We start from the raw sequence: 26,482 nt of genomic DNA, 5'->3' as shown, positions 1-26,482 counted from the left end.
GGCGACCGATTTCGCGATCGCGCTCGGCCGCGGAGGAGAACAGCGTTGCCTGCGAACGGGATTCGGCTACTCCGGGATCAGCTGGGCGACCCCGTCCAGGAGCCGCTGCAGGCCGAACTCGAAGATGCTCGCCGGCTCCGAGGCGCGGAAGGACTCCTCGCCGAAGCGGGCGATCATCGTCAACCGGCCCGCGTCGAAGACCGCCTGGTGCTTCGCGTTCCGCATGCCCAGCCAGTGCTCCCGGGAATCCTTCGCGTGCTTCTCGCGCGCCAGGGAGAGCGCCGCGCTCTGCGTGTGCACCGAGACCATGATCGCCAACCGCACCATCGTCTCGAAGTCGAGGCCGAGCCCGTCGATGGCGCGCATCCGCCAGTCGGTGTAGGCCATCATCCGCGGCGCGACCGGCGGCCGGGTCGTGAGCGCGAAGAGCTGCGGCGCCCAGGGGTGTTCGACGTAGATCTCCCATTCGCGCTGCGCCGACAGTTCGAGCTTCGCCCGCCAGCCGGGCGGGCCCGGCTCCGGCAGCGGGCGCTGCCCGAACACCTCGTCGATCATCAGCCCGCCGAGCTCCTCCTTGCCGGGGACGTAGCGGTACAACGACATCGCGCCGACGCCCAGCTCGGCCGCCGTGCGCCGCATCGAGAGCCCCGAACCGCCGTCCCGGTCGGCCAGCGCGATCGCGGCCGCCACGATGCGCTCCACGGTCAGCGCGGGCGCTTCTTCCGGCTGCCCGGAATCCTGCTGCTGCTTCTCCGCAACGCGCTCGCGGTAGGCCCGCGCGCGGCAGGCCCGCGTGCAGTACTGCTGCGGGCGCCCGCGGCCGGGCGGCGGCAGCTCCCGCCCGCACACCAGGCAGTTCCCCATCGCACGCTCCTTTTCGTCACGGATCGATGTTCGTGACGAAAGCATACTCGACGGCGATATCGTGTCGATTAGCGCACGTCGCTCGCTGTTTTTCCTAGTTAACCGAGGATTTCAAGACCTGTCGCTATTTCTCGGATGTGATCGAGTACGGTGTATTTATGACTCGTACACCGTACCCGGCCAAACCGGCCCAGCGGCCGCCCGTGCGCCACAGCGTGGTGCTGCGCGACGTCGTCAAGACGTATCGAACCGGCGCCACCACCACGACCGTGCTCGACGGCGTGACGTTCGCGTTCCCCCGGCGCACGCTCACCGCCGTCATGGGGCCGTCCGGCTCGGGCAAGAGCACGCTGCTGCACTGCGCGGCCGGGCTGGACCGGCCGACCTCCGGTTCCGTGTCCGTCGAAGGCACCGAGCTGACGTCGCTCGACGAGGCCGCCCTGACGCGGCTGCGCCGAGACCGGCTGGGATTCATCTTCCAGGCCTACAACCTGGTGCCGACGCTGACCGTCCGGCAGAACGTCACACTCCCCGCCGAACTCGCGTCCCGGCGGGTCGCGGACTCCGCCGCCCGCGACGTGCTGGCCAGGCTCGGGCTCGGCGGCCACGCGGACGCGCGGCCCGCGAAGCTCTCCGGCGGCCAGCAGCAGCGGGTCGCGATCGCCCGCGCGCTGCTGAGCGAACCGGCGGTGATCTTCGCCGACGAGCCGACCGGCGCGCTGGACAGCCGATCCGCGGCCGAGGTGCTCGGGCTGCTGCGGGATGCCGTCGACGACGCCGGGCGGACCATCGTGATGGTCACCCACGACCCGATCGCCGCCTCGGTCGCCGATGCCGTGGTGTTCTTCGCCGACGGCCGCGTGGTGGACACCCTGCACCGGCCGAGCGCCGACGCCGTCGCGGCCCGGATGGCGACGCTCGGTGCGGCCCGGCCGAACGGCGGTGCGCGATGATGTGGCGGCTCGCCCTGCGCACCGTGCGGGCCCGGCTCGGCTCCTACCTCGCCTCCGCCGGCGTGATCATCGCGGGGACCGCGCTGCTCACCGCCTTCGCCGCGCTGGCCGAAACCGGGCTCGCCGATCCGTCCGGCGAAGCGGAATCCCTGACGATCCTGGCGGCGATCATGGGTGGGTGGACCGTCGTGATCGTGGCGTTCGGCGTGGTTTCCGCCGTTGCGCTGGTGATCCAACAACGGGAGCGGGAACTCGCGCTGCTGCGTTCGATCGGCACCTCCACGGCGCAGCTGCGGCGCGCTGTGCTCGCGGAAACGATCGCCATCGCACTGCCTGCCGTGGTGGTCGGCGCGCTTCCCGGGGTCTGGCTCGGCGCGTTCCTCCTCGACCGCGTGGTGGACGCGGGCGTCGTGAGCGCGGGGATCGAACTCGTGACGACGTGGCGAACTCCGACGGCGGGAGCCGCCGTCTCCTTGCTGTCCGCCGCGTTGGCGGCCGCGATCGTCGGCAGGAGGGCGGCCGGGGTCGCGCCGGTGCTCGCGCTCGCCGAGTCCGCCGACGGTCCGGGGCGTTCCCCTGTCACCCGCGCGAAACTGCTCGTGGCGACCGGTTTCCTGGCGGTCGGCCTGGGTGCCGGTATCGGCACGCTGTTCATGTCGAACGGGCCGATGCTCGCGGCCGCGGCCGGACCCGCGTGCATCGGGATCGCGATCGGGCTGACGCTGTTGAGCCCTGCCGTGGTGGCAACGGCGGGTCGTGCCGCGGCATGGGTGCCGAGCAGCGTGGGCAGGCTCGCGGTGCGCAACCTCAGCGCCCGCGCGGCCCGGGCGAGCACAGTGGTCGGGCCGCTGGTGCTGCTCGTGGGGATCGCCACCGGAACGCTGTACATGCAGAGCACGGAGGACAGCACGCTCGGCACCGCGCGCCGGACGAACGACATGGGGCCGCAGTTCGCGGCCGCCAACTACCTCGTCGTGGCGATGATCATCATGTTCTGCGTGATCGCGGTGACGAACACGCTGATCGCCGCGACCCGGAACCGGCGCCGCGAGTTCGGGCTGCTGCGCCTGACGGCCTCGACGAGGCCGCAGGTGCTGGGCGTGGTGGCGGTGGAGAGCACGGTCTCGGCCGGCATCGCGGTCGTGCTCGGCACGATCGCGGCCGCGGTGACCGCGGTTCCGTACAGCATCGTCAAAACCGGGTCGCCGATCCCGTCGGGCCCGCTCTGGATGTACCTGGCCATCGCCGGCGGCGCGTTCCTGGTCGCGCTCGCCGCCACGGTCCTCCCCACCCTGCGCGCCACCCGCGTGCGCCCGATCGCCGCACTCACCACCTGACCACCTGCACCCGACGGGCAGTTGGAACTCGCGAAAACCCGTGAACACCAATCGTTCGGCGAGGGCTTCGAGTTCCGCCACCCCGTCGACGACGATCGGCGTTTCCACGCGGACATCCACCGCTGCTTCTACTACGACGTGCTGGTCGCCAACTCCGCGCCGGAGCTCGCCCCGGCGATGTGCGACTTCGACCGCAACTGGATCGACGCGATCGACCCGGATGCGCACGGTTTTCGGTTCGAGCGCGCCACCACCATCGGATTGGGCGGCACGCACTGCCCGTTCCACTTCAGCCGCACCGACGGCTGAGGCCGGCGAGCGCTTCGGGGCCGCGCTCTCCGAAGCGCTCACGAGCCGACGCCGGTGTAGATGCGCTCCAGTTCTTCGCGCAGTTCCGCCGGGGGTACCTGGGTTGTGCGGAGTTGGCGGGTCGTGGTGCGCATCGTCGACACCAGGCGTTGGGCCTCTTGGAGGTCTTGCGGGTCGTTGCGGACCGCCTTCTCCGTGGCCGCGTCCACCACTCTTTCCAGGACGATCACCGCAGGCCACCACCTCTCCGCCGCCGCCGCCGTCGTCGGGTTCATCAGCTCCTGCTGCAGTGCCGACCTGAGGTCCGCGAGCTGGCGGTAGGTGCGGCGGCGGAGAGCCGGGCGGCCGTGGCGGACTCCCGCGAGCGACTGGGACACGTACTCCGACACCGCCTCCACCGCGTCCGCGAACCGGCTCGGCAGCGCCGGTCCCCGGTGCAACGGCCGCAACAGGAGGCCGCCGGCCAGGACGATCGCGCAGCCGATGACCGTGTCCACCAGCCGGGCCGCCGGGAAGAACTGCGCGCTCTGGCTCATCTGCAGCAGGACCAGCGCCGTCATGACCGCGGTGAACAGGCCGTAATGCCTGCTGAGCGCCTCGGGCAGCTTCGCGGCCAGCGCGACGATGAACGGCAGCAGCCACCAGCCGGTCGGCACGAGCGCGAGCAGCGCCGAGGCGACGAGCACGCCGATCACGGTGCCGACCGCGCGCAGCACGGTGCGGGCGAAGACCGAGCCCGAGTTCGGCTTCAGCACCAGCGCGACCGTCAGCGCGATCCAGTACGGCTCGGCCATGCCCGCCGCCAGCCCGATGCCCTCCGCGAGCGCCAGGCACAGCAGCATCCGGCACACCTGCGCCCAGGTGGAGCGGCCGAAGGTCAGCCGGAAGCGCTCGCGGTGATCGCCGGAAACCCGCGGGAGCTTCGCGCGCCGGAAGGCGGTGACCAGGTCCGCGATGCCCCGGTCCAGGGCGCGCACTAGCGGCGAGTCGTCGGCGCCGGGCCGGTAGGGCGGCGGGAGGTCGCCGGTTCGCATGCAGCGCGCCAGCTCGCGCAGCGCTTCGCGAGCCCGCTCCGGCGGCTGCTTTCCGCTGTGCGCAAGGGAAACCGATGCTTCGACGATCGGCGTGGCGTAGGTGTAGACGAGGTAGAGGCGGTCGCGCACGCGGCTGCGCGACATCGAACCTTCGCCCACGAGCACGTCGTGCGCATTGTCGAGCGCCTTCGTCAGCTCCTGCCTCGCCGTGATCGGTGAGTCGAACATGCGCAGCGTGGTCTCGAAAATCGCCGCGACCGCGTTCCGCGCCGGGGCCGTGCCCCGGAACGGCCAGGTGGCGGCGATGATCGCGACCACCAGCAGCTCACCGGCGAAGAACCACCAGACCTGGGCGCCGAGCGGCAGCTCCGAACGCTGACCGGTCGCGACCACGCAGAACGTCAGCATGTGCGCGCCGCCGGATGACCAGAGATCGCCCATCCTGCTGGAAAGCACCGATGGCACCGCGACCGCGAGCACGATCGCCGCCGCCCACCACGGGCCCGGCGCGGCGGCCCCGGCCGCGAACCCGAGCGCGCCGAGGATCGCGGCCAAGCCCACCCGGCGCAGCCGGTACCCGTAGGAGCCGGTCAGGTCGGAGAAACTCGCGCACAGCGCGCCGACCGAGGCGAGCACGGCCTCCTCGATCCGGCCGGTCAGCAGGCCCGCGACCTGCGGAAGCCCCACGCCGATGCTCGCCGCGCACGCCCGGGTCCAGTCCGCCGGAATCGGCACGGGCCGCAACATCCGCAACAGCCAGGGCGGCAGCAAGGTGCCGGGGAGCGCTCGGATCGTCACACGCACATCCCTTCGGTGCTTTGGGGACACGCGCTCCACGCCGAGCGGCATTGGGTTGCACCCGATTGTCACGCGCCGGAAGCCGTCGCACCGCCGAACGCCACCGGCGTCACAGCTTGGGCTCGATCACATCCGGCCGAGGAGCAGCGAATTCGACCGGCGCTCGGACGACGGGGCAGCGGCAGGGGCAGGACGGGCACCAACACCGCCCTCGGCGATGCCCGCCCGGTCCGTCCGCCGGACGAACCTCGGCGACCACGTGAAGGTGACCGGGAAGACCAACCTCGCCGCCGTGGTCAGCGATTTCGGGAAGAACGTCAAGTCGAAGATCAGCACCTACGACGAGAAGGGGGTCCGGGTCGTGGTGGACCTCACCGACAACGCGGTGCTGCACGAATCCCACGACGGGATCTTTCGAAGCGCCTCAAGGACGAGCTCTCGGGGATCAGCGATGACCTGCTCCCCCGGCTCCTGCGCGTCGACGACGTCACGCCCCAAGGCATCCTCACCTTCGAGCCGCCCTTCGGCAAAGAAAACTAGATGTCCGAAGTGGACTGTCAGGCGATGGCACGGAGGATGCGGACCGCCATCGCCGTGGCGATCAGCCAGAACAGGGCCGCGATCCCGTAGTTGATCGCCACCGCGAGCTGCGGGTCGTCCGGCATGAACAGGTCCTCGAAGCCCAGCGCCAGCGGCTTCGCCCAGGTCGCCACGAACTTCGTGATGCCGTTGTCCGGGTTGGCGCCGCCGATGGCGAACACCGCGTGGATCGCCAGCAGCGCGGCACCCGCGTTGCCGACCCAGCGGACCACCTTGCTGACCACGCCGACCACCCGAGCCCGGGCCCGCCGCAGGTCAGCGCGACGCACCCCGTTCTCGTGCGCATCCGTGCTCACGTCATCCGCCACGATCTCCAGTGTGGCACGACGGACTTGGTCAGCCGAACATTCGTGCCAGCAGCCCGCCCACGAGCACCCAGAACACCGCCGCCAGGCCGTAGTCGAGCAGCACCTGCAGCACCTCGGCCGGCGCCTGCACCAAGCCGGGGAAGAACAGCGCCAGCGGCTCGGCGGCCTGCGCCACCGACCTGGCCAGCCCGTTCTCCGCCGGGAAGCCGGTCACCACGAACAAGATGTGCAGCACCAGCATCGCGGCGAGCAGGAAACCCGCACCGTTGATCAGCGTCGCGACCCCGGATCGCCCCTTCTTCCCCGCCATCGACCCTCCCGTTGATCCACCGACCACTCTGCCAGGCGGATTCGATCTCGTGCGGGAGAAGATCGTGACGTGTCACTTCCCACGATGTGGAAGGGGTGCTTGCATTTCGGGCCACTACTGCGGTTAGCCTAGTTCCGTGGCTCGCGTTCTCCTGCTTCGAAGCCGCGACGGGGTCTCCTAGGCCGGCCCCTCGTCGCGGGGTTCGAACGCGCCGGTCGTCGGTCCAGACCCGGTAGTTGAGCAGGAGAACCTTTCGGATGAGCACCAACACGCCCGACTCGCAAGCGCCCTTCGGCGGCAAGGTGCGGAAGCCGTCCCGGCCCGCCCCCGCCGACCAGCAGCCGTGGAACCCGCAGCTGGGCAGCTCGATGCCCTACCACCGCTACCGCCCCTTCCACGAGCTGGTCGAGGACGTATCCGTGCCCGACCGGACCTGGCCCGACAAGCGGATCACCAAGGCGCCGCTGTGGTGCGCGGTCGACCTGCGCGACGGCAACCAGGCGCTGATCGACCCGATGTCGCCGGCCCGCAAGCGCCGCATGTTCGACCTGCTGGTGCAGATGGGCTTCAAGGAGATCGAGGTCGGCTTCCCGGCCGCCAGCCAGACCGACTTCGACTTCGTCCGCGAGATCATCGAGGACGGCGCGATCCCCGACGACGTCCGCATCCAGGTGCTCACCCAGTGCCGCCCCGAGCTGATCGAGCGGACCTTCCAGTCGCTGGAGGGCGCGCCGCAGGCGATCGTGCACATCTACAACTCGACGTCGATCCTGCAGCGCCGCGTGGTGTTCCGCGAAGAGCGCGAGGGCATCAAGAAGATCGCCACCTCGGCCGCCGAGATGACCCTGGAGCTGGCCGGCAAGTACTCCGACACCGACTTCCGCTTCCAGTACTCCCCGGAGTCCTACACCGGCACCGAGCTGTCCTACGCCGCCGAGGTGTGCGACGCGGTCACCGAGATCTGGCAGCCCACTCCGGAGCGGCCGGTGATCCTGAACCTGCCCGCCACCGTCGAGATGGCCACCCCGAACGTCTACGCCGACTCCATCGAATGGATGCACCGGAACCTGGCCCGGCGCGACTCGGTGATCCTGTCGCTGCACCCGCACAACGACCGCGGCACCGGCATCGCCGCCGCCGAGCTGGGCTACCAGGCCGGCGCGGACCGCATCGAGGGCTGCCTGTTCGGCAACGGCGAGCGCACCGGCAACGTCGACCTGGTGGCGCTGGGCATGAACCTGTTCAGCCAGGGAATCGACCCGCAGATCGACTTCTCCGACATCGACTACGTCAAGCGCACCGTCGAGCACTGCAACCAGCTGCCCGTGGCGGAGCGGCACCCGTGGGGCGGCGAGCTGGTCTACACCGCCTTCTCCGGCAGCCACCAGGACGCCATCAACAAGGGCCTGGACGCGCTGCACGACGCGGCGAACCAGGCCGGCACCCCGGTGGACGAGCACCCGTGGGAGGTGCCGTACCTGCCGATCGACCCGAAGGACGTGGGCCGCACCTACGAGGCCGTGATCCGGGTCAACTCGCAGTCCGGCAAGGGCGGCGTCGCCTACATCATGAAGACCGAGCACCAGCTGGACCTGCCGCGCAAGCTGCAGATCGAGTTCTCCAAGGTCGTGCAGGCGCGCACCGACTCCGAGGGCGGCGAGGTCAGCCCGGCGGCGATGTGGTCGGCGTTCTCCAGCGAGTACCTGGAGGGCACCGCGCCGCTGAAGCTGGTCCGGCAGCGCGCCGCGGGCGAGAACGGCAACGAGTCCATCACCGCCACCGTCGTCGTGGACGGCGAGGAGCAGGAGATCACCGGCACCGGCAACGGCCCGGTCTCGGCCTTCGTCGACGCGCTGAGCAGCATCGGCTACGACGTGCGGGTCATGGACTACCACGAGCACGCGCTGACCGCCGGTGACGACGCGCGCGCCGCGGCGTACCTGGAGTGCGCCGTGGGCGACGAGATCTTCTGGGGCGTCGGCGTCGACACCTCGACGATCACCGCGATGCTGCGCGCGGTGGTATCCGCGGTGAACCGCGCCAACCGCTGACCGACGCAACGCGAACGGCCCGTTCACCCCGTCTGGCGGGGTGAACGGGCCGTTCGTTGACGGATCGCAGTTTCAATTGAGGTTTTTCCAACCTCGATTTGCGTGGCGGTGCGGGTGGCGGAACCTCAGAGGCTCCCTGGTCTGTGGGTGCCCTGACTTATGTATGTCCAATACACGGCGTCAGGGCCGTCCTCGACGAGGGAACCTCTGAGAACCCGCGGCGGTGCAAGTGTCGTAGGTGGGCTATGCGCCTGCGGCGCATACGACACCCCATCGACGTGCACCTTTGCGACCCGCGACTGCGGGCCGACCAGGATGAAAAACGCTCATTGAAACTGTGGGCCAGCGGCGTCAGCGCACCGGGGCGTCGGTCTCGGGCTCCGAGCCTTCGGCCTTCGCCGATTCGCCGGTTTCGTCCGGGCCCTCGGTTTCGTCCGAGATCTCGGCTGCTTCCAGCTCCGCCTCGTCTTCTCGCTCCGCGCGGCGGCGGACGAAGCGCACGATCAGCCAGCCCAAGACCACCGTGACCAGCAGCGCCACCCACGAGAAGCGGTGGAACCACTGCCCGGCGACCACGCCGAAGATGTAGGCCAGCGTCGTCACCGTGCCCGCCCACGCGATGCCGCCCGTGGCGTTCGCGATCAGGAACTTGCGGTACGGCATGCCCAGGATCCCGGCCAGCGGGCCGGCGAGGATGCGCAGCAGCGCCACGAACCGGCCGCCGAACACCGCCCACGCGCCGTAGCGGTCGAACGCGCGTTCCGCCTGGCGCACCGGTTTCGGCCCGAAGTGCTTCGGCAGCTTGCGACCGAGCCAGCCCAGCAGCGTGCGGCCGTAGCGCTTCCCGACCGCGTAGCCGACCGAGTCGCCGATGATCGCGCCGCTCGCGGCGACGATGCCGAGCACCACCGGATTGGCCACGCCCTGCGACGCCGCGACCCCGGCGCTGACGAGCATGATCTCGCCGGGCAGCGGAATCCCCACGCTTTCCAGCCCGATGATCAGCCCGACCACCAGGTAGATCACCCCTGGGGGGATCGTGTCCAGCCACTCGATCATGAACGTCCATTCCGGTCCGAGAACGCGTCGCGCGGTCGCCGAAACGACCGGCGCCATCGGCCAGGGTACGTACACGGGCCGGATTGGTGTCATCGACGACGCAGAAGGCGTGCGCATCTTTGGCGGAGTGCAGCGGTTGGTGTGACGGTAGCCACACAGCAATCGCGGGCGACTGGGGGAGGCGCCGCCCGCGATGCCCTGGGGGGAGGGCGTTTTGCGCATAATCGGCATCCGCAGCATCCCGGTCGCCGTGCCGTTCGACACCACCGAGAGATGGGCCTCCGGCAGCCGCCGCGGCCTGGTCAGCGTGCTGATCGAGATCGACACCGACGAAGGCATCACCGGCCTCGGCGAGGCCCCGGCGTACCCGTCGGCCGACGTCGTGCTCGCCGCGCTGCGCTGGGTCGAGCGGTTCGCCATCGGCGAGGACCCGTTCCGCATCGAGCGCATCGCGAAGCTGATCGACGTCACCGGCACCTCGCACCACGCGGGCACCACTGGCCCCGCGACGGCCGCCATCGACATGGCCTGCTGGGACATCGTCGGCAAGGCATGCGACCAACCGCTGGTCAACCTCTTCGGCGGCCCGCTGCGCGAGGAGGTCGAATACCTGCACTACGTCCCGGCGGGCCCGCCGGAGTGGATGCGGGAGCAGGCCGTGCGGGGCGCCGCGGCGGGCTTCGAGAGCTTCTACGTCAAGGTCGGCGCCGCCGAGCAGGCCACCGACGTCGCACGGGTGGCCGCGGTCCGCGACGGCATCGGCGCCCGGGCCGCGCTGCGGATCGACGCCGACGGGGCGTGGTCGCCCGCCGCGGCGCTCCGCGCCCTGCGCGCGCTGGAGCCCTACGACATCGAGTTCGCCGAGCAACCGGTCTCCGACCGGAACCTGCCGGAGATGGCCCGGTTGCGCGCCCGCGCGGGCGTGCCGCTGCTCGCCGACGCGGCGTCGCGCACCCGGCACGACCAGCTGGACGTGATCAGGCAGGGCGCGGCGGACGCGATCTCGGCGGACAACGTGCTGGACGGCGGCCTGCTGAACCTGAAGCGCTCGGCCGGGATCGGCGAGGCGGCGGGCATCCCGGTCGTCAAGCAGAGCCTCGGCGAACTGGGCATCGCGACGTGCGCCGCGGCCCACCTGATCGCCGCCACGCCGGGATTCCACTGCGCCAACCAGTCCTACGGCCGGTTGCTCGCGGACGACGTGGTGGAGGACGGACCGCTGCGCTATCCGGGTGGTCGGCTGCGCCTGCCGGACCGACCGGGCATCGGGGTCCGGCTGGATCGCGACCGGCTGGCCCGGTACGCGGAGTTGTACCAGGTCGCGGGGCACGAGTACGGCTTCGCCGAACCGCCGGGCGGGGCCGAACCGCCGCCCTGAATACACCGGAAGTCGTATTTCGCTACGCCGAGAATCGGCGTCCGAGCCGGTGAACACACTCGACCAAAGATGGTATTGCGCATTCCTCCGAGTCGGCACCATTGATGACGTCGCGAGATGCCAGGCGACGCCCCTGGGGAACAGGGGCAGGGGGAGACGGGCCGGAGACGGGGGAAACGTCGGGGACGCCGGCCCCTCCCCCTGTTCATTCCCTTTTTGTTTCCAGACCCGCTCTGCGCCCGAGAACCCGCGGTGAACTTCGAGGCCGACACGAACAGCTGCGCCATTTCAGACAAATCGTCTTTTCCAACGGCGCCGTCGCGGACGTTGCGCGCCTCCATCACTCGATCGGTCTACCGGACTTGATGTCGGGCTGCCGTCGAGGTTCAGTCAGGCACCGAAGTGCAGCAGTGTTGAGGTGGACATGTGGCCGACCGAGGACCCGACCGAACAGCTCCGCTGGCGAATCCCGTGCACCACACCGGTCGATTCGGGCAACATGACAGTGCTGGTCGTCGGAGATCGGGTCGCCGTGGTGCTGCCGCCGGGCGAGACGCTCGTCTTCACTGCCGATGAAACCGATGACCTCGCAGCGCTGCTGGACGAGGCCGCCGGCTACCTGTCGCGCGGCTCCGAGGGATCGGAGGCACCGGCGTGGCCCTCATCGACACCGACCTGAGCTTCGACCCCCGAGACCCCTACTTCCCCGTGCCCGGCGCCGCCGGCGTGGAGTGGGCGCTGCAGGTGTTCACCACGACCAACGGCTACGGCATCGACGCCGAGCGGGCGCACGTCCGGGAAGGCGACCGCGTCCACGTGCACGCCGACCGGTACGCGCGGCTCGGCCAGCAAGTCCAGGTGGAGGCCGGCGAGGCCGACGTCGAGGTGACCCGCGCGGCCGGCGTGCTGGAGTGGTCCATCACCGTCCGCCACGACGAGCCGATCAAGGCGGTGAAGCTGCTGCTGCGCGGCCTGCCGCCGGAGCAGCTGCGGGCCGGCTGGTGGACGCCGAACACCGGGCGCGGCTGGGCGCACGGCGTCAACGGCCAGCGGTTCCAGCTGGAATACCCGGGCTCGGACTGGGCGACGCCGTGGGTGGCGGCCGGGGACGAGCCGAACGGGCTCGTGCTCAGCGTCCGCGATCCGCTGGTGCGGCGGAAGATCCTGCACGTCCACCAGCCCCCGTACGCGCCGGGCCCGATCGCCGAGCTGGTGCACGTGCCGTCGGCGACGGCGCGCTCGACGACCTGCCGGGTGCCGTCGATCCGGCTGCGGCTGGGCACCACCGGGCACAGCGCCGACGCCGACCTGGACGAGCACATGTCCTTTGTGGAGGGTTCGCAGAACCTGGTGCCGTGGTCCTCCCGCCCGGACGTGCCGGACTGGCTGCGGCGGACCGCGCTGGTGGTGACGCTGCACGGGCAGCACTGGACGGGCTACGTGTTCAACACGTTCGCACAGATGGCCGAGGCGCTGCGATTCGTCGCGCGGCACATCGATCCGAGCCGCGTGCTGGCCTACCTGCCCGGCTGGGAAGGCCGCTACTACTACGCCTACCCGCGATACCGGCCCGGCGAAGACCTGGGCGGCGCAGCGGGTTTCGCCGCGCTCGCGCAGACCGCGCGGCAGCTCGGCGTGCGGCTGATGCCGATGTACGGCGGGCACGGCGCGAACGTGATCGAGTACCCGGCGTGGGAGCGGGCGGCGCTGCGCAACGACACCAACCGCTACGTGGAACTGCTGAACCGGCCGGACTGGGACAGCGACCGGGTCGGCGAGGGCGATCAGGTCTTCCTCAACCCCGGCGAACCGGATTTCCGCGCCCACCTGGTGGAGTCGATCTCGGCGATGGTGCGGGACTTCGGCGTCGACGCGGCGTTCCTGGACACCCTGGGCTACTGGTTCAACGACCCGCGCTACGAGGTGATCGACGGCTACCGCCGGCTCGCCGACGAGCTGCACCACCGCCACCCCGGGCTGGTGCTCGCCACCGAGGGCTGGTGGGACGCGCTGACGGCGATCTTCCCGCTGAGCCAGCAGTGGTTCGGTGCGGACCGGGACCTGCGCAAACCCCGCGTGCTCACCCGGTACGGCCGCACCACCGGCCACCTCGCCGAAGGAACGCCGGGGCCGGGCAGCACGGGTGTGCACGAGAGGGGCTTCCTGCGCCGCCCGCCGGACGTGGCGCGCGAGGCCCACATCCCGGTCGTCGGCATCGCCGACGACACGCTCCCGGCCCACGCCGAGGAGGTCGCGGCGATCTGCCGCTGGGCCCGGGAACACGCCCCGGAGTAGCCGGGCTTCGACGCGCCGTTTTCGCGCGAAAACGTCGCCTCGCCACGCCTGCCAGACGCCGCTTTCGCGCGAAAACAGCGCTGCCGGGCGCTAGGCGCCGGTGACCGTGGCCGCCTCGGCGAGGAGCGTGTCGAGCACGACGCGGACCGCCGGGCGCTCCGTCGCCCCCTTCCGGGACACCACCTCGATGTTCCGGCCCGCGCGGACCCCGGCCAGCGGGCGCATGACCAGCCGGGGAGAGTCCACTGTGTACCTCGGCAGCAGCGCGACGCCGTGGCCGTCGGCGACCAGGGCCTTGGTGACCTGGAAGTCGTTGATCCTCTGCACCACCACCGGCCGGACGCCCGTGCGGACCGCCAGCGAGCGCAGCACGTCGTCGACCGGGAAGCCGACGTCCACGCTCAGCCACGGCTCGCCGACCAGCTCCGCCGGCTCGATGCGCGCCCGGTCCGCGAGCGCGTGGCCCAGCGGCAGCGCGACGTCCAGGGGCTCCCGCAGCAGCGGGGTGATCTCCACGCGCGCGCCCTCGAACGGCGGCGCCTGGTCGTCCCGGTGCGCCACCACCAGGTCGAAGTCGGCGGTCAGGGCCGGCACCTCCGGCGGCGTCATGTCGACGTCGCGGCACTCCAACCGCACCTTGGGATGCGCCGCCATCCGCCGGAGCAGGCCCGGCAGCAGCAGCAACGCGCCGGACGGGAAGATCGCGAGCCGCACCACGCCGCGCGGCGTCGACCGGTAGCTGTCCAGCTCGGCCTCGGCGCGGTCCAGCGCGGCCAGCACCTCGTCGGCGCGAGCCGCCAGCGCCCGCCCGGCGTCGGTGAGGCGCAGCCCGCGACCGGCCGGTTCCGTCAGCGGCACGCCGACCTGCGCCTGCAACGCCCGGATCTGCTGCGACACCGCCGACGGGGTGTAGGACAGGGCCTTCGCGACGGCGGTGACCGTCCCGCGATCAGCGAGTTCGCGCAGGAGTCTCAGCCTGCGGACATCCATGAAGGAATGGTACACATTAGCTGTAAATAGTATTGCTTGTTCTTCACAGAGCCTGGCCGCAGGCTGGCATGGTGAACTCGCGAGACCGCTTGCTGGCCGTGGTGGTCGTCGTATTCTGGGGCGTCAACTTCATCGCACTCGACTACGGGCTCGGCCAGTTCCCACCGTTCTTCTTCGCCGGACTCCGCTTCGCCGTGCTGCTGCCGGTGCTGCTGTTCGTGCCGCGCCCGCGAGTGCCGTGGCGATGGCTGATCGGGTACGGGCTGTTCTTCGGCGCCCTGCAGTTCGCGTTCCTGTTCACGGCGATGAACATCGGGATGCCGACCGGGCTGGCCTCGCTGGTGCAGCAGGCGTCCGCGCCGTTCACCGTGGTGCTCGGCGCGCTGCTGCTGCGGGAGCGGATCACGCCGGTGCAGATCGTCGGCATCCTCATCGCGGTGCTCGGCATGGTGGCGATCGGCTGGCACCGCGCCCAGAGCGCCACCCTGCTGCCGCTGCTGATCACGCTCTGCGGCGCGTTCTCGTGGGCGCTGGGCAACCTGTGCGGCCGGAAGGCGAACGCGCCGAACCCGCTGCACCTGACGCTGTGGATCGCCATCGTGCCGCCGCTGCCGATGTTCGCGCTGTCGGCGGTGGTCGAGGGGCCGACGGCGGGCTGGGACGCGCTGGCGACGGCGTTCGACTCGCCGACCGGCTGGTACGCCCTCGCCGGGCTGGCGTACACGTCGCTGCTGGCGACGATCATCGGATCGGGCCTGTGGACGACGCTGATGGGGCGCTACCCGGCCAGCATGGTCGCGCCGTTCTCGCTGCTGGTGCCGGTGGTCGGCTTCACGACGGCGTGGCTGGTCCTGGGCGAGCGGCCGCACCCGATCGAGCTCGCGGCGGGAGCCGTGGTGGTGGGCGGAGTGCTGCTGGGCAGCATCAAGCTGACCCGCCGGAAACCACCGGCCCCCGAAGCGCCACCCTTGGTCCTGCCCGAGTCCGCGGTCCAGCGCCCGTAAGTCAAGGGCTCCCAATTTTGCCTAAAATTGGGAGCCTCCCCAAGCCCACCCGGCCAGGTCCGACGTAGAGACGCTCCCAATTTTGCCTAAAATTGGGCGACCCACCAGCCCAGCCTGGTCCGGCACGGTGGCTCCCGATTCCGTCTGGAATCGGGTGGGTTCCGGCGTCAGCGGACGGCTTCGCCCTTTTCGAAGTCCGGGTTGCAGAGGTGTACCCCGTTGCCCTCCGGGCAGTCGTAGGTCACCAGGATCTCGCCCGACTCCGCCACCAGGCGCTCCGCGGTCGCCCGCTCCAGGATCGCCCGGTGCTCGCACGCGGAGCACCGCGGCGCGCTGCTGTACCTCACCCACTACCTCCGTTCCACCGGTCGCCGACGATCTTGTGAACCTAGAGCCTCGCGCGCCGGGCGCGGTGGACAACGCGCGAAATCAGCGCGCCGGTTTCAAACGTCGTGAGTGGCTCCAGCAGCTCCAGCAGTCATTGCCACTCACGACTGGACCGCGGTCAGGCCGGGGTCGAGGTGATGTCCAGGTCGCCGAAGTCCGCCGGGTTCACCGCCTCCGCCTCGACCTCGTGTGGCTTCAGCCTGCCGTCGCGGATCTCCTCCGCGTAGTGGCACGCCACCCGGTGACCCGGCTTGAGCTCGCGCAGTTCCGGCCGCTCCGTGTCGCACCGGGTCGCCTGCCGCCACGGACACCGGGTGTGGAACCGGCAGCCGGTCGGCGGCGCGGCCGGCGAGGGCAGGTCGCCGGAGAGCAGGATCTGCTCCCGCTCGTCCTCCACCGTCGGGTCCGGCACCGGCACCGCCGAGAGCAGCGCCTTCGAGTACGGGTGCAGCGGCTCCTCGTAGAGATCGTCCGATGTGGACTCCTCCACGATGCCGCCCAGGTACATCACCCCGACCCGGTCGGCGATGTGCCGCACCACCGCCAGGTCGTGCGCGATCACCAGGTACGTCAGCCCGAACTCGGTCTGCAGGTCCTCCAGCAGGTTCAGCACCTGCGCCTGCACCGAGACGTCCAGCGCGGACACCGGCTCGTCGGCAACCACCAGGTCGGGCCCCACCGACAGCGCCCGGGCGATGCCGATGCGCTGCCGCTGGCCGCCGGAGAACTCGTGCGGGTACTTGCGCAGCGACGTCGACGGCAGGCCCACGGCCGACAGCAGCTCGCGCAGCCGCTTGTCCGTGCCCTCCCGGCCGCTGTCCATCCCGTGCGCCCGCATGCCCTCGACCAGCAGCGACTGCACCGACTGCCGCGGGTCCAGGGAGGACAGCGGGTCCTGGAAGACCATCTGCATCCGGCGGCGCATCCGGCGCAGCGGCTCGCCCTTCATGCCGGACAGGTCGACGCCGTCGAACACCACCTTGCCGCCGGTGGGCTTCTCCAGCCGCAGCACCGCGCGCCCCAGCGTCGACTTGCCGCAGCCGGATTCCCCGACCAGGCCGTAGGTTTCGCCGCGCCGGATGGTCAGCGACACGCCGTCCACGGCGTACACGTAGCCGACCGTGCGGTCCAGCACCACGCCGCGCTTGATCGGGAAGTGCACCTTGACCTGGTCGATGTCGATCAGCACGTCCCCGGCCGCCGAGGCCGCCCCGCTCTCCGGCGTTTCCGTCATGACAACTCCACGATTTCGTGCGATCGGCTTGCGCGGCGCCCTGCGAAAGAACTCCCGCTCATGACGCCTCCACCGGGCTCGACGTCGCCTCGCGGACCGGGTTGTGGCAGCGCAGCAGCCGCGCCCCGACGTCGATGCTCACGTCCGGCGTCTGCTGCTCGCACACGTCCTGCGCGTTCGGGCAGCGCGGGCAGAACGCGCACCCCGCGTCCCACGGGATGTTGTCGCTGATCGAGCCCTTGATCGGCGACAAACGCTGGCCGCGCGGCGAATCCAGCCGCGGGATCGACGCCAGCAGGCCCGCCGTGTACGGGTGCCGCGGCCGGGCGAACAGCTCGTGCCGCGCGGCCCGCTCCACCACCCGGCCCGCGTAGAGCACGTTCACCTCGTCGCAGAGCCCCGCCACCACGCCGAGGTCGTGCGTGATCATGATCAGCGCGGTGTCGGTCTCGGCGACCAGCTCCGCCAGCAGGCTCAGGATCTGCGCCTGGATCGTCACGTCCAGCGCGGTGGTCGGCTCGTCGGCGATGAGCAGCCGCGGCTTGCAGGCCAGCGCCATCGCGATCAGCGCGCGCTGCCGCATGCCGCCGGAGAGCTGGTGCGGGTACTCCTTGAGCCGCCGCCGCGGGTCCGGGATGCCCACCCGCCGGAGCAGGTCCTCGGCCTCCGGCATCGCCTCCTTGCGGGGCAGCCCGCGGTGCCGCTCGATGACCTCGGACACCTGCAGGCCGATCGGCACCACCGGGTTCAGCGAGGTCAGCGGGTCCTGGAACACCATGCTCAGGTCGCTGCCGCGGCGCTGATCCAGCTCGCGCCGGGACAGCTGCAGCAGGTCGGTGCCGTCGAAGTTGATCGCCCCGGACACCTCGGCACCGGTGGTCGGCAGCAGGCCCATGATCGCCAGTGAGGTGACCGACTTGCCGCAACCGGACTCGCCGACCAGGCCGATCGTGCGACCCGGCTCGACGTCGAAGGAGATGCCGTCCACGGCGGTCATCGGCGGCTCGCCCTTGCGGGCGAACACCACCGAGAGGTCGCGGACTTCCAGCAGTGCCATTCGTTCCCCCACCTCCTCTAGGGTCTGTTTCATAAGCGGCGGTAGCCGCTTGCGGTGCGGGACTCACCTTGCACCGCCGCGGGTTCTCAGACTGTGCCCGCCCGAAGGGCTCCCGGCGAGGCCAGTCCCCGATGCCGCGTATTGGGCATACATAAGTCGGGGATCCCACAGCGAGGCGGCGACCGTAACTCCCGCAGGGGGGCCGCCACCCGCACCGCTACGCAAACCACTTTCGAAACACTCCTTAGCGCCGGCGCTTCGGGTCGAGCGCGTCCCGCAGGGACTCGCCGACCAGCGTGAACCCGAGCGCGACCAGGATGATGCAGCCCGCCGGCCAGAACGCCAGCTGCGGATGCGAATCGATGATGTTCTGCGCGCCGCCGAGCATCTGGCCCCATTCCGGCACCGAGTCGTCGGCCGCGCCCAGGCCCAGGAAGGACAGCGCCGCCGCGTCGATGATCGCCACCGCGAGCACCAGGGTGGCCTGCACGATGACCGGGCCGAGCGCGTTCGGCAGCATGTGCCGGAACACGATCGCGCTCTCCTTCACCCCGAGCGCCCGCGCCGCGAGCACGTGATCGCTCGCCCGTTGCGCCAGCATCGTGCCTCTCAGCAACCGGCCGAAGATCGGCACCTGCACGATCGCCACCGCCAGGATCACGGTGAACTGCGTCTGCTGCGCGAACAACGCGCCGATCGACACCGCCAGCAGCAGCGACGGCACCGACAGCATCACGTCCGCGACGCGCATGACCAACGAGTCGACCCAGCCGCCGAACGCGCCGGCCAGCAGGCCGAGCACCAGGCCGCCGCCGAGACCGATCACGGTGGCCAGCACGGCGACCAGCAGCGTCTGCTGGGAGCCCAGCAGCAGCCGGGAGAACAGGTCGCGGCCGTACTGGTCGCCGCCCAGCGGGAAACCCTCCTGCGGCGGCGGAATAGTGTTGTCCGCGCGGGAAACCTGCTGCTCCAGCAGGCGTTGCGCCGGATCGTGCGGGGCCAGCAGCGGCGCGAGCAGCGCCAACAGCACGAACGCGGTGATGATCACCGCGCCGACCACGAACACCGGGTTGCGCCGCAACCGCCGCCACGCCGACGCGGCCAGGCTCACCCCGGCGTCCGACGCCGTCTCCGCCAGCGCGTCGATCCGTTCCTTGCGCTGCGTTTTCAGCACCATGACCTCACCGTGTCCGCAGTCGTGGGTCGATCAACGCATATGAGAGGTCGACTATCAGGTTCACCAGCACGTACACCATCGCGGACGCCAGGATCACCACTTGCAGCACCGGGAAGTCCTTGCGCTGGAAGCCGATCGCCACCGCCTGGCCGATCCCGGCGATGTTGAACACCCGCTCGGTCAGCACCGCCCCGGCCAGCAGCGCGCCGGTCTGCAGGCCGATCGTGGTCACCACCGGCAGCATCGCGTTGTGCAGGATGTGGCGGCGCCGGATCACCATGCCCGCCAGGCCCTTCGCCCGCGCGGTGCGCACGTAGTCCTCGTCCATCACGTCCAGCACGGCGGCCCGGGTTATCCGGAAGATCACCGCGAACGGGATGGTGGACAGCGCGATGGCCGGCAGGATCAGGTGCACGAACGAGTTCCACGCGGCGTCGAACTCGCGGGTCAGCAGCCCGTCGAGGATGTAGAAGCCGGTCACCCGCGTCCCGTTCAGCCCGACGTCCTGGCGGCCGGAGGCGGGCAGCGCGCCGAGCTGGATGGCGAACACGAACTTCAGCAGGAACGCCAGGAAGAACACCGGCACGGCAACACCGATCAGCGACCAGGTGATGCTCACGTTGTCCAGCCAGCTGCCGCGCTTGCGGGCCGCCAGGTAGCCCAGCGGGATGCCGACCGCGACCGCCAGCAGCAACGCCAGGATCGACAGCTCCAGCGTGGCCGGGAAGCGGGTCAGGAACACTTCCAGCGCCGGCGAACCGCGCTGCACGCCGGTCGACGTGCCGAAGTCGCCGGTGACGGCGCGGCCCAGAAAGCGCCAGTACTGCACGAAGATGGGCTGGTCCAGGCCGAGATCGGCCTCCAGCTTGACGCGCGCCTCGGGCGTGGCGCGGTCCCCCAGCAACGCCGACACCGGCCCGCCGGGCAGCATCCGCAGCCAGGCGAACAGAAGCATGGACAGCACGACGACGACCAGCGCCAGCTGCGCGAGTCGCCGGATGGTGAAGCGGAGCACGAAACCCCCGTTTGGTCAGTCCGGCAGCGAGCGCGCGATTTCGCGCGAAACCGACGGTTCCCGTTCGGGAGCCGCGCCGGTTTCGCGCGAAATCGTCAACTCACTTCTCCGAGACGCTCACCGACGCGAACTCCTCGGCGGTCAGCGGCGAGGTCTGCAGGCCGTGCACCCGAGGGCTGGTCACGATCGCCGGCGGCGAGTGCGACAGCGGCACGGCGGGCAGGTACTCGGACATCAGCTTCCGGTTGATGTCCTGGTACATCTGGTTCCGCTTGGCCTCGTCCGGCTCGCTGTCGGCGGCCTTCAGCTGCGTCGCCAGCTCCTCGCCCCACGGCGCACCGGCCGTGTAGAAGCGGTTGGTCGGCGTGCCGAAGAAGGTGCCGATGAAGTTGTCCGGCGTGTTGTAGTCGCCGGTCCAGCCGAGCAGGAAGATGTCGGCCTTGGCGTTGTCCACGTCGTCGATGTAGCCGCCGTTCCACGGCTTGCTCACCGGGTTGATGGTGAAGCCCGCCTCGCGCAGGTCCTCGGCGAGGGCGTTGTAGATGCCCTGCGGGTCCGGCATGTAGGGCCGGGTGACCTCGGTGGGCCAGTAGAAGTTGATCGCGAGGTTCGGGACGCCGGCCTCGGCGAGCAGCTGCTTGGCCCGCGCGGGGTCGTGCGGGTACTGCTGGACGTCGTCGGCGTAGCCGTCCACCGTCTTCGGGTAGAACTGGGTGGCCACCGTGGCGCCTTCCGGCATGTTGGCCTTGACCAGCGTCTCCCGGTCCACCGCGTACGCCAGCGCCTGCCGCACCTTCAGGTTCTGCAGCGCCGGGTTGTTCTTCTGGGTGATGCCCAGGTACATGATGTTGAACGGGTCGCGGACCTGGACGTTGTTGCCTGCGTCGCGCAGCGCCTTGAGGTCGGCGGCGTTGGGGTAGTCGTAGCCGTCGATGGCGCCCGACTCCAGCTCCTGCTTGCGGGCCGTCTCGTCCGGGATGATGCGGAAGATCAGCTCGTTGAGCTTGGCCTTCTCGCCCCAGTACTCCTCGTTGCGGACCAGCTTGATGGTGCCGTTGCTCTCGTCGTAGGACGCGAACTTGAACGGGCCGGTGCCGGTGGGGTGCGCCTTGGCGTACTCGGGGTACACGAAGCTGTCGCCCTGCGCCTGCACGTTGTTGGCCTGGTACTGGTCCATCGCGGTCGGCGACTGCATGCTGAACGACGGCAGCCCGAGGATGTCCGGGAACTTCGAGCTGGCGCGGGTCAGGTGGACCACGGCCGTGGTCGCGTCCGGTGCGTCGCACGACTGGTACAGCGACGGGCTCTTGCCGTCGGCGAACCCGCCGAAGTTCTCGATCCAGTAGTAGGACAGCGCGTTGTTCTGACCGGCGCCGGTCTGGTTGAACATGCGCTGGAAGTTCTTGCACACCGCGTCGCCGTTGAAGTCGGTGCCGTCGTGGAACTTCACGCCCTGGTGGAGCTTGAAGGTCCAGGTCTTGCCGTCCGGGCTGTGCTCCCAGCTGTCGGCGAGCTCGGGTTCGACGTCCGACGAGCCCGGCTTGAACCCGACGAGGCCCTCGGTGATCTGGCGGGTGACCCGGAAGGTCTCGCCGTCGGAGGCGTAGAAGGGGTCGAACAGGTCTGGTGCGCCTGCCGCGCCGAAGGTGAGCGTGCCGCCTTCACCGCCGCCGCCTGCCTCGCGCTGCGATTGCGCGCAGGCCGCCAGCGAGGTCGCCGCGACGATGGCGATGCCGGCGGTGGCGACACGGCGTCCCGTGCCGGATCCGCGGCGCGGCGATGGAGCTCTACTCATGGAAGCACCTCGGTGTGTCTCAGGTCTCAGAGTTCCGTGAGACTAACTCGCATTAGGAGTCCATTGGGGTACCTGAGGTTACGATCCCACTACTTAGGGGCGCCTAAGGAAAACCCGATATATCGGGCATTCACCCAGGTGGGCGAGGGTATTGAGCCGCTCAGACGGCCGGGAAGAATCGTCGATAAACCCGGGAATACCGGTAAAAACTGCGGAAAATTCTGGCTTCGACGACAGATTCTGGCGACGACCGGACACGTCCGGCGGTACCGCTCGCGGCCGGTGTTCACCGCACCGAGCAGATGCAAAAACTCGTGAGTGCCTCGAACCGCTCAGGCGGTTCGAAGCACTCACGAGCTCGAAAAAACGTCGTCCCGTGACGGCTACATCGCGCGGCGACCGGATAGCGCCCGGCCGAGCGTCAGCTCGTCGGCGAACTCCAGGTCACCGCCCATCGGCAGGCCGGACGCCAGCCGCGTGACCGAGAGGCCGGGGAAGTCGCGCAGCATCCGCACCAGGTAGGTCGCGGTCGCCTCGCCCTCGGTGTTCGGGTCCGTCGCGATGATCACCTCGGCGATGTCGTCCTGCCCGATGCGGGCCAGCAGCTCGCGCACCCGCAGCTGGTCCGGTCCCACGCCGGAGAGCGGATCCAGCGCGCCGCCGAGCACGTGGTAGCGCCCCTTGAACTCGCGCGTGCGCTCGATCGCCAGCACGTCCTTCGGTTCCTCGACGACGCATACCAGCGTCTTGTCTCGCCGGGTGTCCCGGCAGATGCGGCAGGTCGTCTCCTCCGAGACGTTGCCGCAGACGTCGCAGAACACCACGCCTTCCTTGACCTTCTGCAGGACCTCCTGCAGCCGGGTCACGTCCGCGGGCTCGGCCGCGAGCAGGTGGAAGGCGATGCGCTGCGCGCTCTTCGGACCGATGCCCGGCAGCCTGCCGAGCTCATCGATCAAATCCTGAACGGGACCTTCGTACACTTATCGCTCGTTTCCAGGGGTTCGGCGCAGTTTCAATTGAAACTGCACTCCCCGCCGACGACGGTGCGCAGTTCCGATCGAAACCGCGATCACATGCCCGGCAGGCTGAGACCGCCGAAGCCACCGCCGCCGAGCGCACCGGTGAGCGGGCCCATCTTCTCGGCCTGCAGCTCCTGCGCGGCCCGGTTGGCGTCGCGCACCGCGGCGACCACCAGGTCGGCCAGCGTCTCGGTGTCCTCCGGGTCGGCCGCCTTCGGGTCGATCGACAGCCCCTTCAGCTCGCCCGCACCGCTGACGGTCGCCGTGACCAGGCCGCCACCGGCGCTCCCGGTGACCTCCGCGGCGGCGAGCTCCTGCTGCGCAGTCATCAGCTGCTGCTGCATCTTCTGCGCCTGTTCCATGATCTGCTGCATGTCTGGCTGCCCACCTGGCTGCACCGTGATCCTCCTCCGGCTGGCGCGTGCACGTACCCCGATTCGGGCTACGCCACCAGCCTAGAGAATGCGCGGCCCGGTCGGCCTGGCGGTCCGCGCCCCTGGGCGGCGCGGGCGAAGCGTGACAGGGTGATCGCATGGCGGCGGACATCGTGCGGTTGCTCGAACTGACCAGCTGGCGGGCCTTCGACGTGGCCGCCACCGGCCGGGTCCTGGCGGGCTCCGACGAATCCGGTTCCACCCAGCTCGTCGAGCTCGCCGACGGCGAGAGCACCCCGCTGACCGCCCTGCCGGGCGCGGTCACCGGCCGCTACCTACCCGGCGAACGCGCCGTGGTCGTCCAGCACGACACCGACGGCAACGAGCGCGGCCAGCTTTCCCTGCTGCGCCTGGACGAACCGCGAGCCCGCCCGGCGCGGCTGCCCGACCTGCAGCCGCTGGTCCGCGACCCGGCGCACGTGAACCGGCTGCTCGACGTCCTGCCCGGCCGGATCGTCTACGCGACCAATCGCCGCAACGGCGTGGACTTCGACGTGGTGATCCGCCACGTCGAGACCGGTGCGGAAGAGATCGCCTACGACCAGGGCGGCATGGTCCTGGAGGCGACGGCCTCGCCGGACGGCCGCCACCTGGCGCTGACCGTGCCCGCCGACCGCGCGATGTCCGACCAGCTGCTCCTGGTCGACACCGCGACCCGCGAAGTGCTGGCGCTGACCGGGCGCGACGAGCCGGCGAGGCACGGCCAGATCGGCTGGCTGCCAGACGGGCTGGCCGTCACCACCGACGCCGACCGGGACCGCGCCGGCATCGCGCGCATCGACCCGCGCACCGGCGCCCGGCACTGGCTGGTGACCTCCGACGAGCACGACCTCACCGGCTGGCTCTCGCCGGACGGTTCGACGCTGCTGGCGCAGGCGAACGACGACGGCGCGAGCAGGCTGGCGCTGCACGACGCCGCCACCGGCGACCTCCTGCGGACGATCCGATTACCCGCCGACGGCTGGTGCTCGTACCCGCTGCCGGCCCCGACCTGGTCGCCGGATTCGCGGTTGGTCGCGCTGTCGTTCAGCGCCCCGGCGGTCCCCGGCGACGCGCTGCTGGTGATCGCCGCGACCGGCGAATGCGAGTCGCTGACCGGTTCCGCGGCGCAGCTCGACGGCCTGGTCGAACCGAGTTCGCACCGGGTGCCGGCCCGCGACGGCGAACAGGTGCCGTGCTTCGTCTTCGCCCCGCGCGAGGCCGATCCGCGACTGGCCGGGTCGGCGGTGCTGATCGTCCACGGCGGCCCGGAGAGCCAGGCGGTGCGGACGTTCAGCCCGATCGCCCAGGCCCTAGTCGCGCAGGGGCACACCGTGCTGGTGCCGAACGTCCGCGGTTCCACCGGCTACGGGAAGCGCTGGTACTCGGCCGACGACGGCCGCAACCGGCTGGAATCGGTGGCCGACCTCGGCGACCTGCACGACTGGCTGCCGTCGATCGGGCTGGACGCCGGGCGCGCGGCGCTGTGGGGCGGCTCGTACGGCGGCTACATGGTGCTCGCCGGGCTGGCATTCCAGCCGGAGCGGTGGGCGGCCGGGGTCGACATCGTTGGGATCTCGTCGCTGGTCACGTTCCTGGAGAACACCGCCGCATACCGGCGAGCGCACCGCGAGCGCGAGTACGGCTCGCTCGCGGCCGACGCGGAATTCCTGCACTCGGCGTCACCGCTGACCAAGGTCGCGTCCATCTCGGCGCCGCTGTTCGTGCTGCACGGCGCGAACGACCCGAGGGTGCCGCTGTCGGAGGCCCGGCAGATCGCGACTGCGGTCCGGGCGAACGGCCTGGAGTGCGAGCTGCGGGTGTACGACGACGAAGGCCACGGCCTGGCCAAGCGCACCAACCGCCTCGACGCCTACCCGAGAGCCCTCGCGTTCCTGGCCCGCCACCTGGCGAAACAAGCCTGACCGACCCGGAACGGCGGTTGCGCCGCGTTCGTCTTCGCCGGTGGCGAGGCCCCGCGTTGGTAGCGGGGCGGTCGGCACTCCCGATCCCGCCCGAGGGGTCGTTTCAGAACGGTGCGCGGGCGCGCGTGGAACGTGGCCGACTGGGACGCCGGGCGCCGTTTTCGCGCGAAAACGGCGCTCCGTGTGAGGGTCAGGCGCCGTTTTCGCGCGAAAACGCCAACCTGCGTCAGGTCCTTCGAGATCCGCCGGGCGGAGCAATGCTGAAACGAGCCCTGGATTCGGAACCTTCTCCCGGCCGGCGAAACCCCCGGTTCCGGGCGAAACCGGGGGCTTCGAAAGCTCAGCCGTCGATCCGGCGGGCGCCGAGTTCCCGCTCGAAGAGCTCGACCGCCGCCGTTTCCCGGTCCGGCCCCGCCTGGACGTTGGCATCCATCGGGGAGGACTCGGCGAGCATCGCCTCCGGGTCTTCCTCGTCGTCGGAGACCGGCTTCGGCGGCTTGGCCGGCTCCGGAGGCGGCGGGACGTCGTCCGGCGGCGGGGGCTCGTCGTCCGGCGGTTCGGGCGGCGGCGGGATGTCGTCCGGTTCCGGCGGACGCGGCACCGAGCCCTGGCGCGCGGGCGCACCCGCCTGCGGGCGAGCTGGGCTCCGGCCGTTGGTCGCCGGGCCGGCCTGGGGATTCGCCGACTGGCCGTTCGCCGGGGCGGGCTCGCTCTGCTGGGTCGACCGCCGTTGCACGGGTTGCTTGGGCGCGGCGGGACGAGCCGCAGGTGGCGGCGCGGCACCGGCCTCGACGCACTGGATCTCCCACTCGCCGCCGACGACCTCGCGCAGCGAGTCCCGGACGAAGTCCAGCCGCCGCTGCTGGGCGAGCTGCTTGACCAGCCCGGAAGTGGGCATCGACAGCACCACCGTGTTGTCGCCGCTGAGGTCCTGCACCGTGGCGTTGAGCAGCAGCGCCTGCGTCGGGCGGTTCCGCGTCGCGACCGCCTGGAGCACCTTGGCCCACACCTGCCGCACCTTCGCCGCGTCGAACCCGGCCTGCGCCGGCGCGGCGGCCTCCGCCGCCGGCGCAGCAGCCGGACGCGGCTCCGCAGCCGCTGGCGCGACGGCCGGGCGCGGCTCCGCAGCCGCTGGCGCGGCAGCCGGACGCGGCTCCGCCGCTGGTGGCG

General features: G+C 70.6%; 25 protein-coding genes and 1 pseudogene. 10 read left to right on the top strand and 16 right to left on the bottom strand.

The features are described from left to right. Window positions 1-66: 66 nt before the first annotated feature. Window positions 67-864 (bottom strand): TetR/AcrR family transcriptional regulator, encoded by a 798-nt coding sequence (locus tag BLW84_RS19610; protein WP_177226562.1) that lies wholly within the window; start codon window positions 862-864, stop codon window positions 67-69. A 158-nt stretch (window positions 865-1,022) separates the two neighbouring features. On the opposite strand from BLW84_RS19610, the gene BLW84_RS19605 reads away from it, so the two are divergent. Genes BLW84_RS19605 through BLW84_RS19595 form a run of 3 tightly spaced genes read left to right on the top strand, consistent with a single transcriptional unit; the run spans window position 1,023 to window position 3,463 of the window. After that, a complete protein-coding gene (locus tag BLW84_RS19605) occupies window positions 1,023-1,817 on the top strand; it encodes an ABC transporter ATP-binding protein (RefSeq protein ID WP_093267306.1) in 795 nt (264 codons plus the stop codon). After that, window positions 1,814-3,154, top strand: a complete 1,341-nt coding sequence (locus tag BLW84_RS19600; protein ID WP_093267305.1) for an FtsX-like permease family protein — start codon at window positions 1,814-1,816, stop codon at window positions 3,152-3,154. The genes BLW84_RS19605 and BLW84_RS19600 overlap by 4 nt, the downstream gene beginning before the upstream one ends. A 21-nt stretch (window positions 3,155-3,175) precedes the next feature. Then, entirely contained in the window at window positions 3,176-3,463 is a 288-nt protein-coding gene (locus BLW84_RS19595) for an L-2-amino-thiazoline-4-carboxylic acid hydrolase (RefSeq protein ID WP_093267304.1), read from the top strand. A gap of 38 nt (window positions 3,464-3,501) precedes the next feature. Here the strand turns inward: BLW84_RS19595 and BLW84_RS19590 are convergent, their stop codons facing one another. The 4 genes from BLW84_RS19590 to BLW84_RS19575 form a co-directional block, all read right to left on the bottom strand. Then, complete coding sequence (locus BLW84_RS19590; RefSeq protein WP_093267302.1) at window positions 3,502-5,295, bottom strand: FUSC family protein; 1,794 nt, start codon at window positions 5,293-5,295, stop codon at window positions 3,502-3,504. Window positions 5,296-5,421: 126 nt separating this feature from the next. Continuing rightward, complete coding sequence (locus BLW84_RS19585; RefSeq protein WP_093267301.1) at window positions 5,422-5,631, bottom strand: hypothetical protein; 210 nt, start codon at window positions 5,629-5,631, stop codon at window positions 5,422-5,424. A 221-nt stretch (window positions 5,632-5,852) separates the two neighbouring features. Then, window positions 5,853-6,203: a hypothetical protein gene (locus tag BLW84_RS19580; RefSeq protein WP_093267299.1), complete on the bottom strand. Its 351-nt coding sequence runs from the start codon at window positions 6,201-6,203 to the stop codon at window positions 5,853-5,855. A gap of 28 nt (window positions 6,204-6,231) precedes the next feature. Continuing rightward, window positions 6,232-6,513: a hypothetical protein gene (locus tag BLW84_RS19575; RefSeq protein ID WP_093267298.1), complete on the bottom strand. Its 282-nt coding sequence runs from the start codon at window positions 6,511-6,513 to the stop codon at window positions 6,232-6,234. A 257-nt stretch (window positions 6,514-6,770) separates the two neighbouring features. Between BLW84_RS19575 and leuA the strand changes: the two genes are divergently transcribed. Then, window positions 6,771-8,564 carry a 2-isopropylmalate synthase gene (gene leuA, locus BLW84_RS19570; protein ID WP_093267296.1) on the top strand — a complete coding sequence of 598 codons (1,794 nt, stop codon included), beginning with the start codon at window positions 6,771-6,773 and terminating at the stop codon, window positions 8,562-8,564. Window positions 8,565-8,915: 351 nt separating this feature from the next. Here leuA and BLW84_RS19565 read toward each other — a convergent pair whose 3' ends face one another. Beyond that, on the bottom strand, window positions 8,916-9,623 hold the full coding sequence (locus BLW84_RS19565; RefSeq protein WP_093267417.1) for a DedA family protein: 708 nt from the start codon (window positions 9,621-9,623) through the stop codon (window positions 8,916-8,918). Between BLW84_RS19565 and BLW84_RS47535 the strand changes: the two genes are divergently transcribed. The 4 genes from BLW84_RS47535 to BLW84_RS19550 all read left to right on the top strand — a co-directional run bounded on the left by BLW84_RS47535 (window position 9,622) and on the right by BLW84_RS19550 (window position 13,296). Next, window positions 9,622-9,768 (top strand): hypothetical protein, encoded by a 147-nt coding sequence (locus BLW84_RS47535; RefSeq protein ID WP_177226561.1) that lies wholly within the window; start codon window positions 9,622-9,624, stop codon window positions 9,766-9,768. The genes BLW84_RS19565 and BLW84_RS47535 overlap by 2 nt on opposite strands. 69 nt (window positions 9,769-9,837) lie before the next feature. After that, window positions 9,838-11,001 (top strand): mandelate racemase/muconate lactonizing enzyme family protein, encoded by a 1,164-nt coding sequence (locus tag BLW84_RS19560; RefSeq protein WP_245761249.1) that lies wholly within the window; start codon window positions 9,838-9,840, stop codon window positions 10,999-11,001. Between the two features lie 424 nt (window positions 11,002-11,425). Continuing rightward, the gene (locus BLW84_RS19555; protein ID WP_245761248.1) at window positions 11,426-11,680 is read left to right on the top strand and encodes a hypothetical protein; all 255 of its coding nucleotides are present in this window, start codon (window positions 11,426-11,428) and stop codon (window positions 11,678-11,680) included. Continuing rightward, window positions 11,656-13,296: an alpha-amylase family protein gene (locus BLW84_RS19550; RefSeq protein ID WP_093267292.1), complete on the top strand. Its 1,641-nt coding sequence runs from the start codon at window positions 11,656-11,658 to the stop codon at window positions 13,294-13,296. Before BLW84_RS19555 ends, BLW84_RS19550 begins: the two co-directional genes overlap by 25 nt. A gap of 90 nt (window positions 13,297-13,386) precedes the next feature. On the opposite strand, the gene BLW84_RS19545 is transcribed toward BLW84_RS19550, so the two are convergent. Next, on the bottom strand, window positions 13,387-14,286 hold the full coding sequence (locus tag BLW84_RS19545; protein WP_093267290.1) for a LysR family transcriptional regulator: 900 nt from the start codon (window positions 14,284-14,286) through the stop codon (window positions 13,387-13,389). 71 nt (window positions 14,287-14,357) lie between these two features. Between BLW84_RS19545 and BLW84_RS19540 the strand changes: the two genes are divergently transcribed. Further along, window positions 14,358-15,290, top strand: coding sequence for an EamA family transporter (locus tag BLW84_RS19540; protein ID WP_218157375.1), 933 nt, complete (start codon window positions 14,358-14,360; stop codon window positions 15,288-15,290). A 167-nt stretch (window positions 15,291-15,457) separates the two neighbouring features. Here the strand turns inward: BLW84_RS19540 and BLW84_RS19535 are convergent, their stop codons facing one another. The 8 genes from BLW84_RS19535 to BLW84_RS19500 all read right to left on the bottom strand — a co-directional run bounded on the left by BLW84_RS19535 (window position 15,458) and on the right by BLW84_RS19500 (window position 23,348). Beyond that, a complete protein-coding gene (locus BLW84_RS19535) occupies window positions 15,458-15,637 on the bottom strand; it encodes a hypothetical protein (protein ID WP_093267287.1) in 180 nt (59 codons plus the stop codon). Window positions 15,638-15,795: 158 nt separating this feature from the next. Next, on the bottom strand, window positions 15,796-16,911 hold the full coding sequence (locus BLW84_RS19530; RefSeq protein WP_093267286.1) for an ABC transporter ATP-binding protein: 1,116 nt from the start codon (window positions 16,909-16,911) through the stop codon (window positions 15,796-15,798). 58 nt (window positions 16,912-16,969) lie between these two features. Further along, window positions 16,970-17,968, bottom strand: coding sequence for an ABC transporter ATP-binding protein (locus tag BLW84_RS19525; RefSeq protein WP_093267284.1), 999 nt, complete (start codon window positions 17,966-17,968; stop codon window positions 16,970-16,972). Between the two features lie 244 nt (window positions 17,969-18,212). Further along, on the bottom strand, window positions 18,213-19,145 hold the full coding sequence (locus BLW84_RS19520) for an ABC transporter permease (protein WP_093267283.1): 933 nt from the start codon (window positions 19,143-19,145) through the stop codon (window positions 18,213-18,215). Window positions 19,146-19,149: 4 nt separating this feature from the next. After that, complete coding sequence (locus tag BLW84_RS19515) at window positions 19,150-20,160, bottom strand: ABC transporter permease (RefSeq protein ID WP_093267281.1); 1,011 nt, start codon at window positions 20,158-20,160, stop codon at window positions 19,150-19,152. A 100-nt stretch (window positions 20,161-20,260) separates the two neighbouring features. Then, window positions 20,261-21,955: an ABC transporter substrate-binding protein gene (locus tag BLW84_RS19510; protein ID WP_093267280.1), complete on the bottom strand. Its 1,695-nt coding sequence runs from the start codon at window positions 21,953-21,955 to the stop codon at window positions 20,261-20,263. A 383-nt stretch (window positions 21,956-22,338) separates the two neighbouring features. After that, complete coding sequence (gene recR, locus BLW84_RS19505; protein WP_093267278.1) at window positions 22,339-22,935, bottom strand: recombination mediator RecR; 597 nt, start codon at window positions 22,933-22,935, stop codon at window positions 22,339-22,341. A gap of 89 nt (window positions 22,936-23,024) precedes the next feature. Beyond that, complete coding sequence (locus tag BLW84_RS19500; protein WP_218157374.1) at window positions 23,025-23,348, bottom strand: YbaB/EbfC family nucleoid-associated protein; 324 nt, start codon at window positions 23,346-23,348, stop codon at window positions 23,025-23,027. Window positions 23,349-23,506: 158 nt separating this feature from the next. Here BLW84_RS19500 and BLW84_RS19495 point away from each other — a divergent pair, with 158 nt between their 5' ends. Next, window positions 23,507-25,312 carry an alpha/beta fold hydrolase gene (locus BLW84_RS19495; RefSeq protein ID WP_093267275.1) on the top strand — a complete coding sequence of 602 codons (1,806 nt, stop codon included), beginning with the start codon at window positions 23,507-23,509 and terminating at the stop codon, window positions 25,310-25,312. A 340-nt stretch (window positions 25,313-25,652) separates the two neighbouring features. On the opposite strand, the pseudogene BLW84_RS49140 reads toward BLW84_RS19495, so the two are convergent. Then, window positions 25,653-26,482: pseudogene (locus tag BLW84_RS49140) on the bottom strand (DNA polymerase III subunit gamma/tau); the annotation flags it as partial.

Source organism: Saccharopolyspora shandongensis, assembly GCF_900106995.1.
GTDB classification, from domain to species: domain Bacteria; phylum Actinomycetota; class Actinomycetes; order Mycobacteriales; family Pseudonocardiaceae; genus Saccharopolyspora; species Saccharopolyspora shandongensis.
The sequence above is the reverse complement of the archived record's forward strand: the minus strand, read 5'-3'. Positions and strand labels throughout refer to the sequence as shown.

Excerpts from the sequence above, each read along its gene's own strand:
- BLW84_RS19565 (WP_093267417.1), bottom strand. The coding sequence starts at position 9,623 with ATGATCGAGTGGCTGGACACGATCCCCCCAGGGGTGATCTACCTGGTG.
- BLW84_RS19575 (WP_093267298.1), bottom strand. The coding sequence starts at position 6,513 with ATGGCGGGGAAGAAGGGGCGATCCGGGGTCGCGACGCTGATCAACGGT.
- BLW84_RS19495 (WP_093267275.1), top strand. The coding sequence starts at position 23,507 with ATGGCGGCGGACATCGTGCGGTTGCTCGAACTGACCAGCTGGCGGGCC.
- BLW84_RS19555 (WP_245761248.1), top strand. The coding sequence starts at position 11,426 with ATGTGGCCGACCGAGGACCCGACCGAACAGCTCCGCTGGCGAATCCCG.
- BLW84_RS19510 (WP_093267280.1), bottom strand. The coding sequence starts at position 21,955 with ATGAGTAGAGCTCCATCGCCGCGCCGCGGATCCGGCACGGGACGCCGT.
- BLW84_RS19525 (WP_093267284.1), bottom strand. The coding sequence starts at position 17,968 with ATGGCACTGCTGGAAGTCCGCGACCTCTCGGTGGTGTTCGCCCGCAAG.
- BLW84_RS19600 (WP_093267305.1), top strand. The coding sequence starts at position 1,814 with ATGATGTGGCGGCTCGCCCTGCGCACCGTGCGGGCCCGGCTCGGCTCC.
- BLW84_RS19530 (WP_093267286.1), bottom strand. The coding sequence starts at position 16,911 with ATGACGGAAACGCCGGAGAGCGGGGCGGCCTCGGCGGCCGGGGACGTG.
- leuA (WP_093267296.1), top strand. The coding sequence starts at position 6,771 with ATGAGCACCAACACGCCCGACTCGCAAGCGCCCTTCGGCGGCAAGGTG.
- BLW84_RS19520 (WP_093267283.1), bottom strand. The coding sequence starts at position 19,145 with ATGGTGCTGAAAACGCAGCGCAAGGAACGGATCGACGCGCTGGCGGAG.
- BLW84_RS19605 (WP_093267306.1), top strand. The coding sequence starts at position 1,023 with ATGACTCGTACACCGTACCCGGCCAAACCGGCCCAGCGGCCGCCCGTG.
- BLW84_RS19610 (WP_177226562.1), bottom strand. The coding sequence starts at position 864 with ATGGGGAACTGCCTGGTGTGCGGGCGGGAGCTGCCGCCGCCCGGCCGC.
- BLW84_RS47535 (WP_177226561.1), top strand. The coding sequence starts at position 9,622 with ATGAACGTCCATTCCGGTCCGAGAACGCGTCGCGCGGTCGCCGAAACG.
- BLW84_RS19500 (WP_218157374.1), bottom strand. The coding sequence starts at position 23,348 with ATGCAGCAGATCATGGAACAGGCGCAGAAGATGCAGCAGCAGCTGATG.
- BLW84_RS19545 (WP_093267290.1), bottom strand. The coding sequence starts at position 14,286 with ATGGATGTCCGCAGGCTGAGACTCCTGCGCGAACTCGCTGATCGCGGG.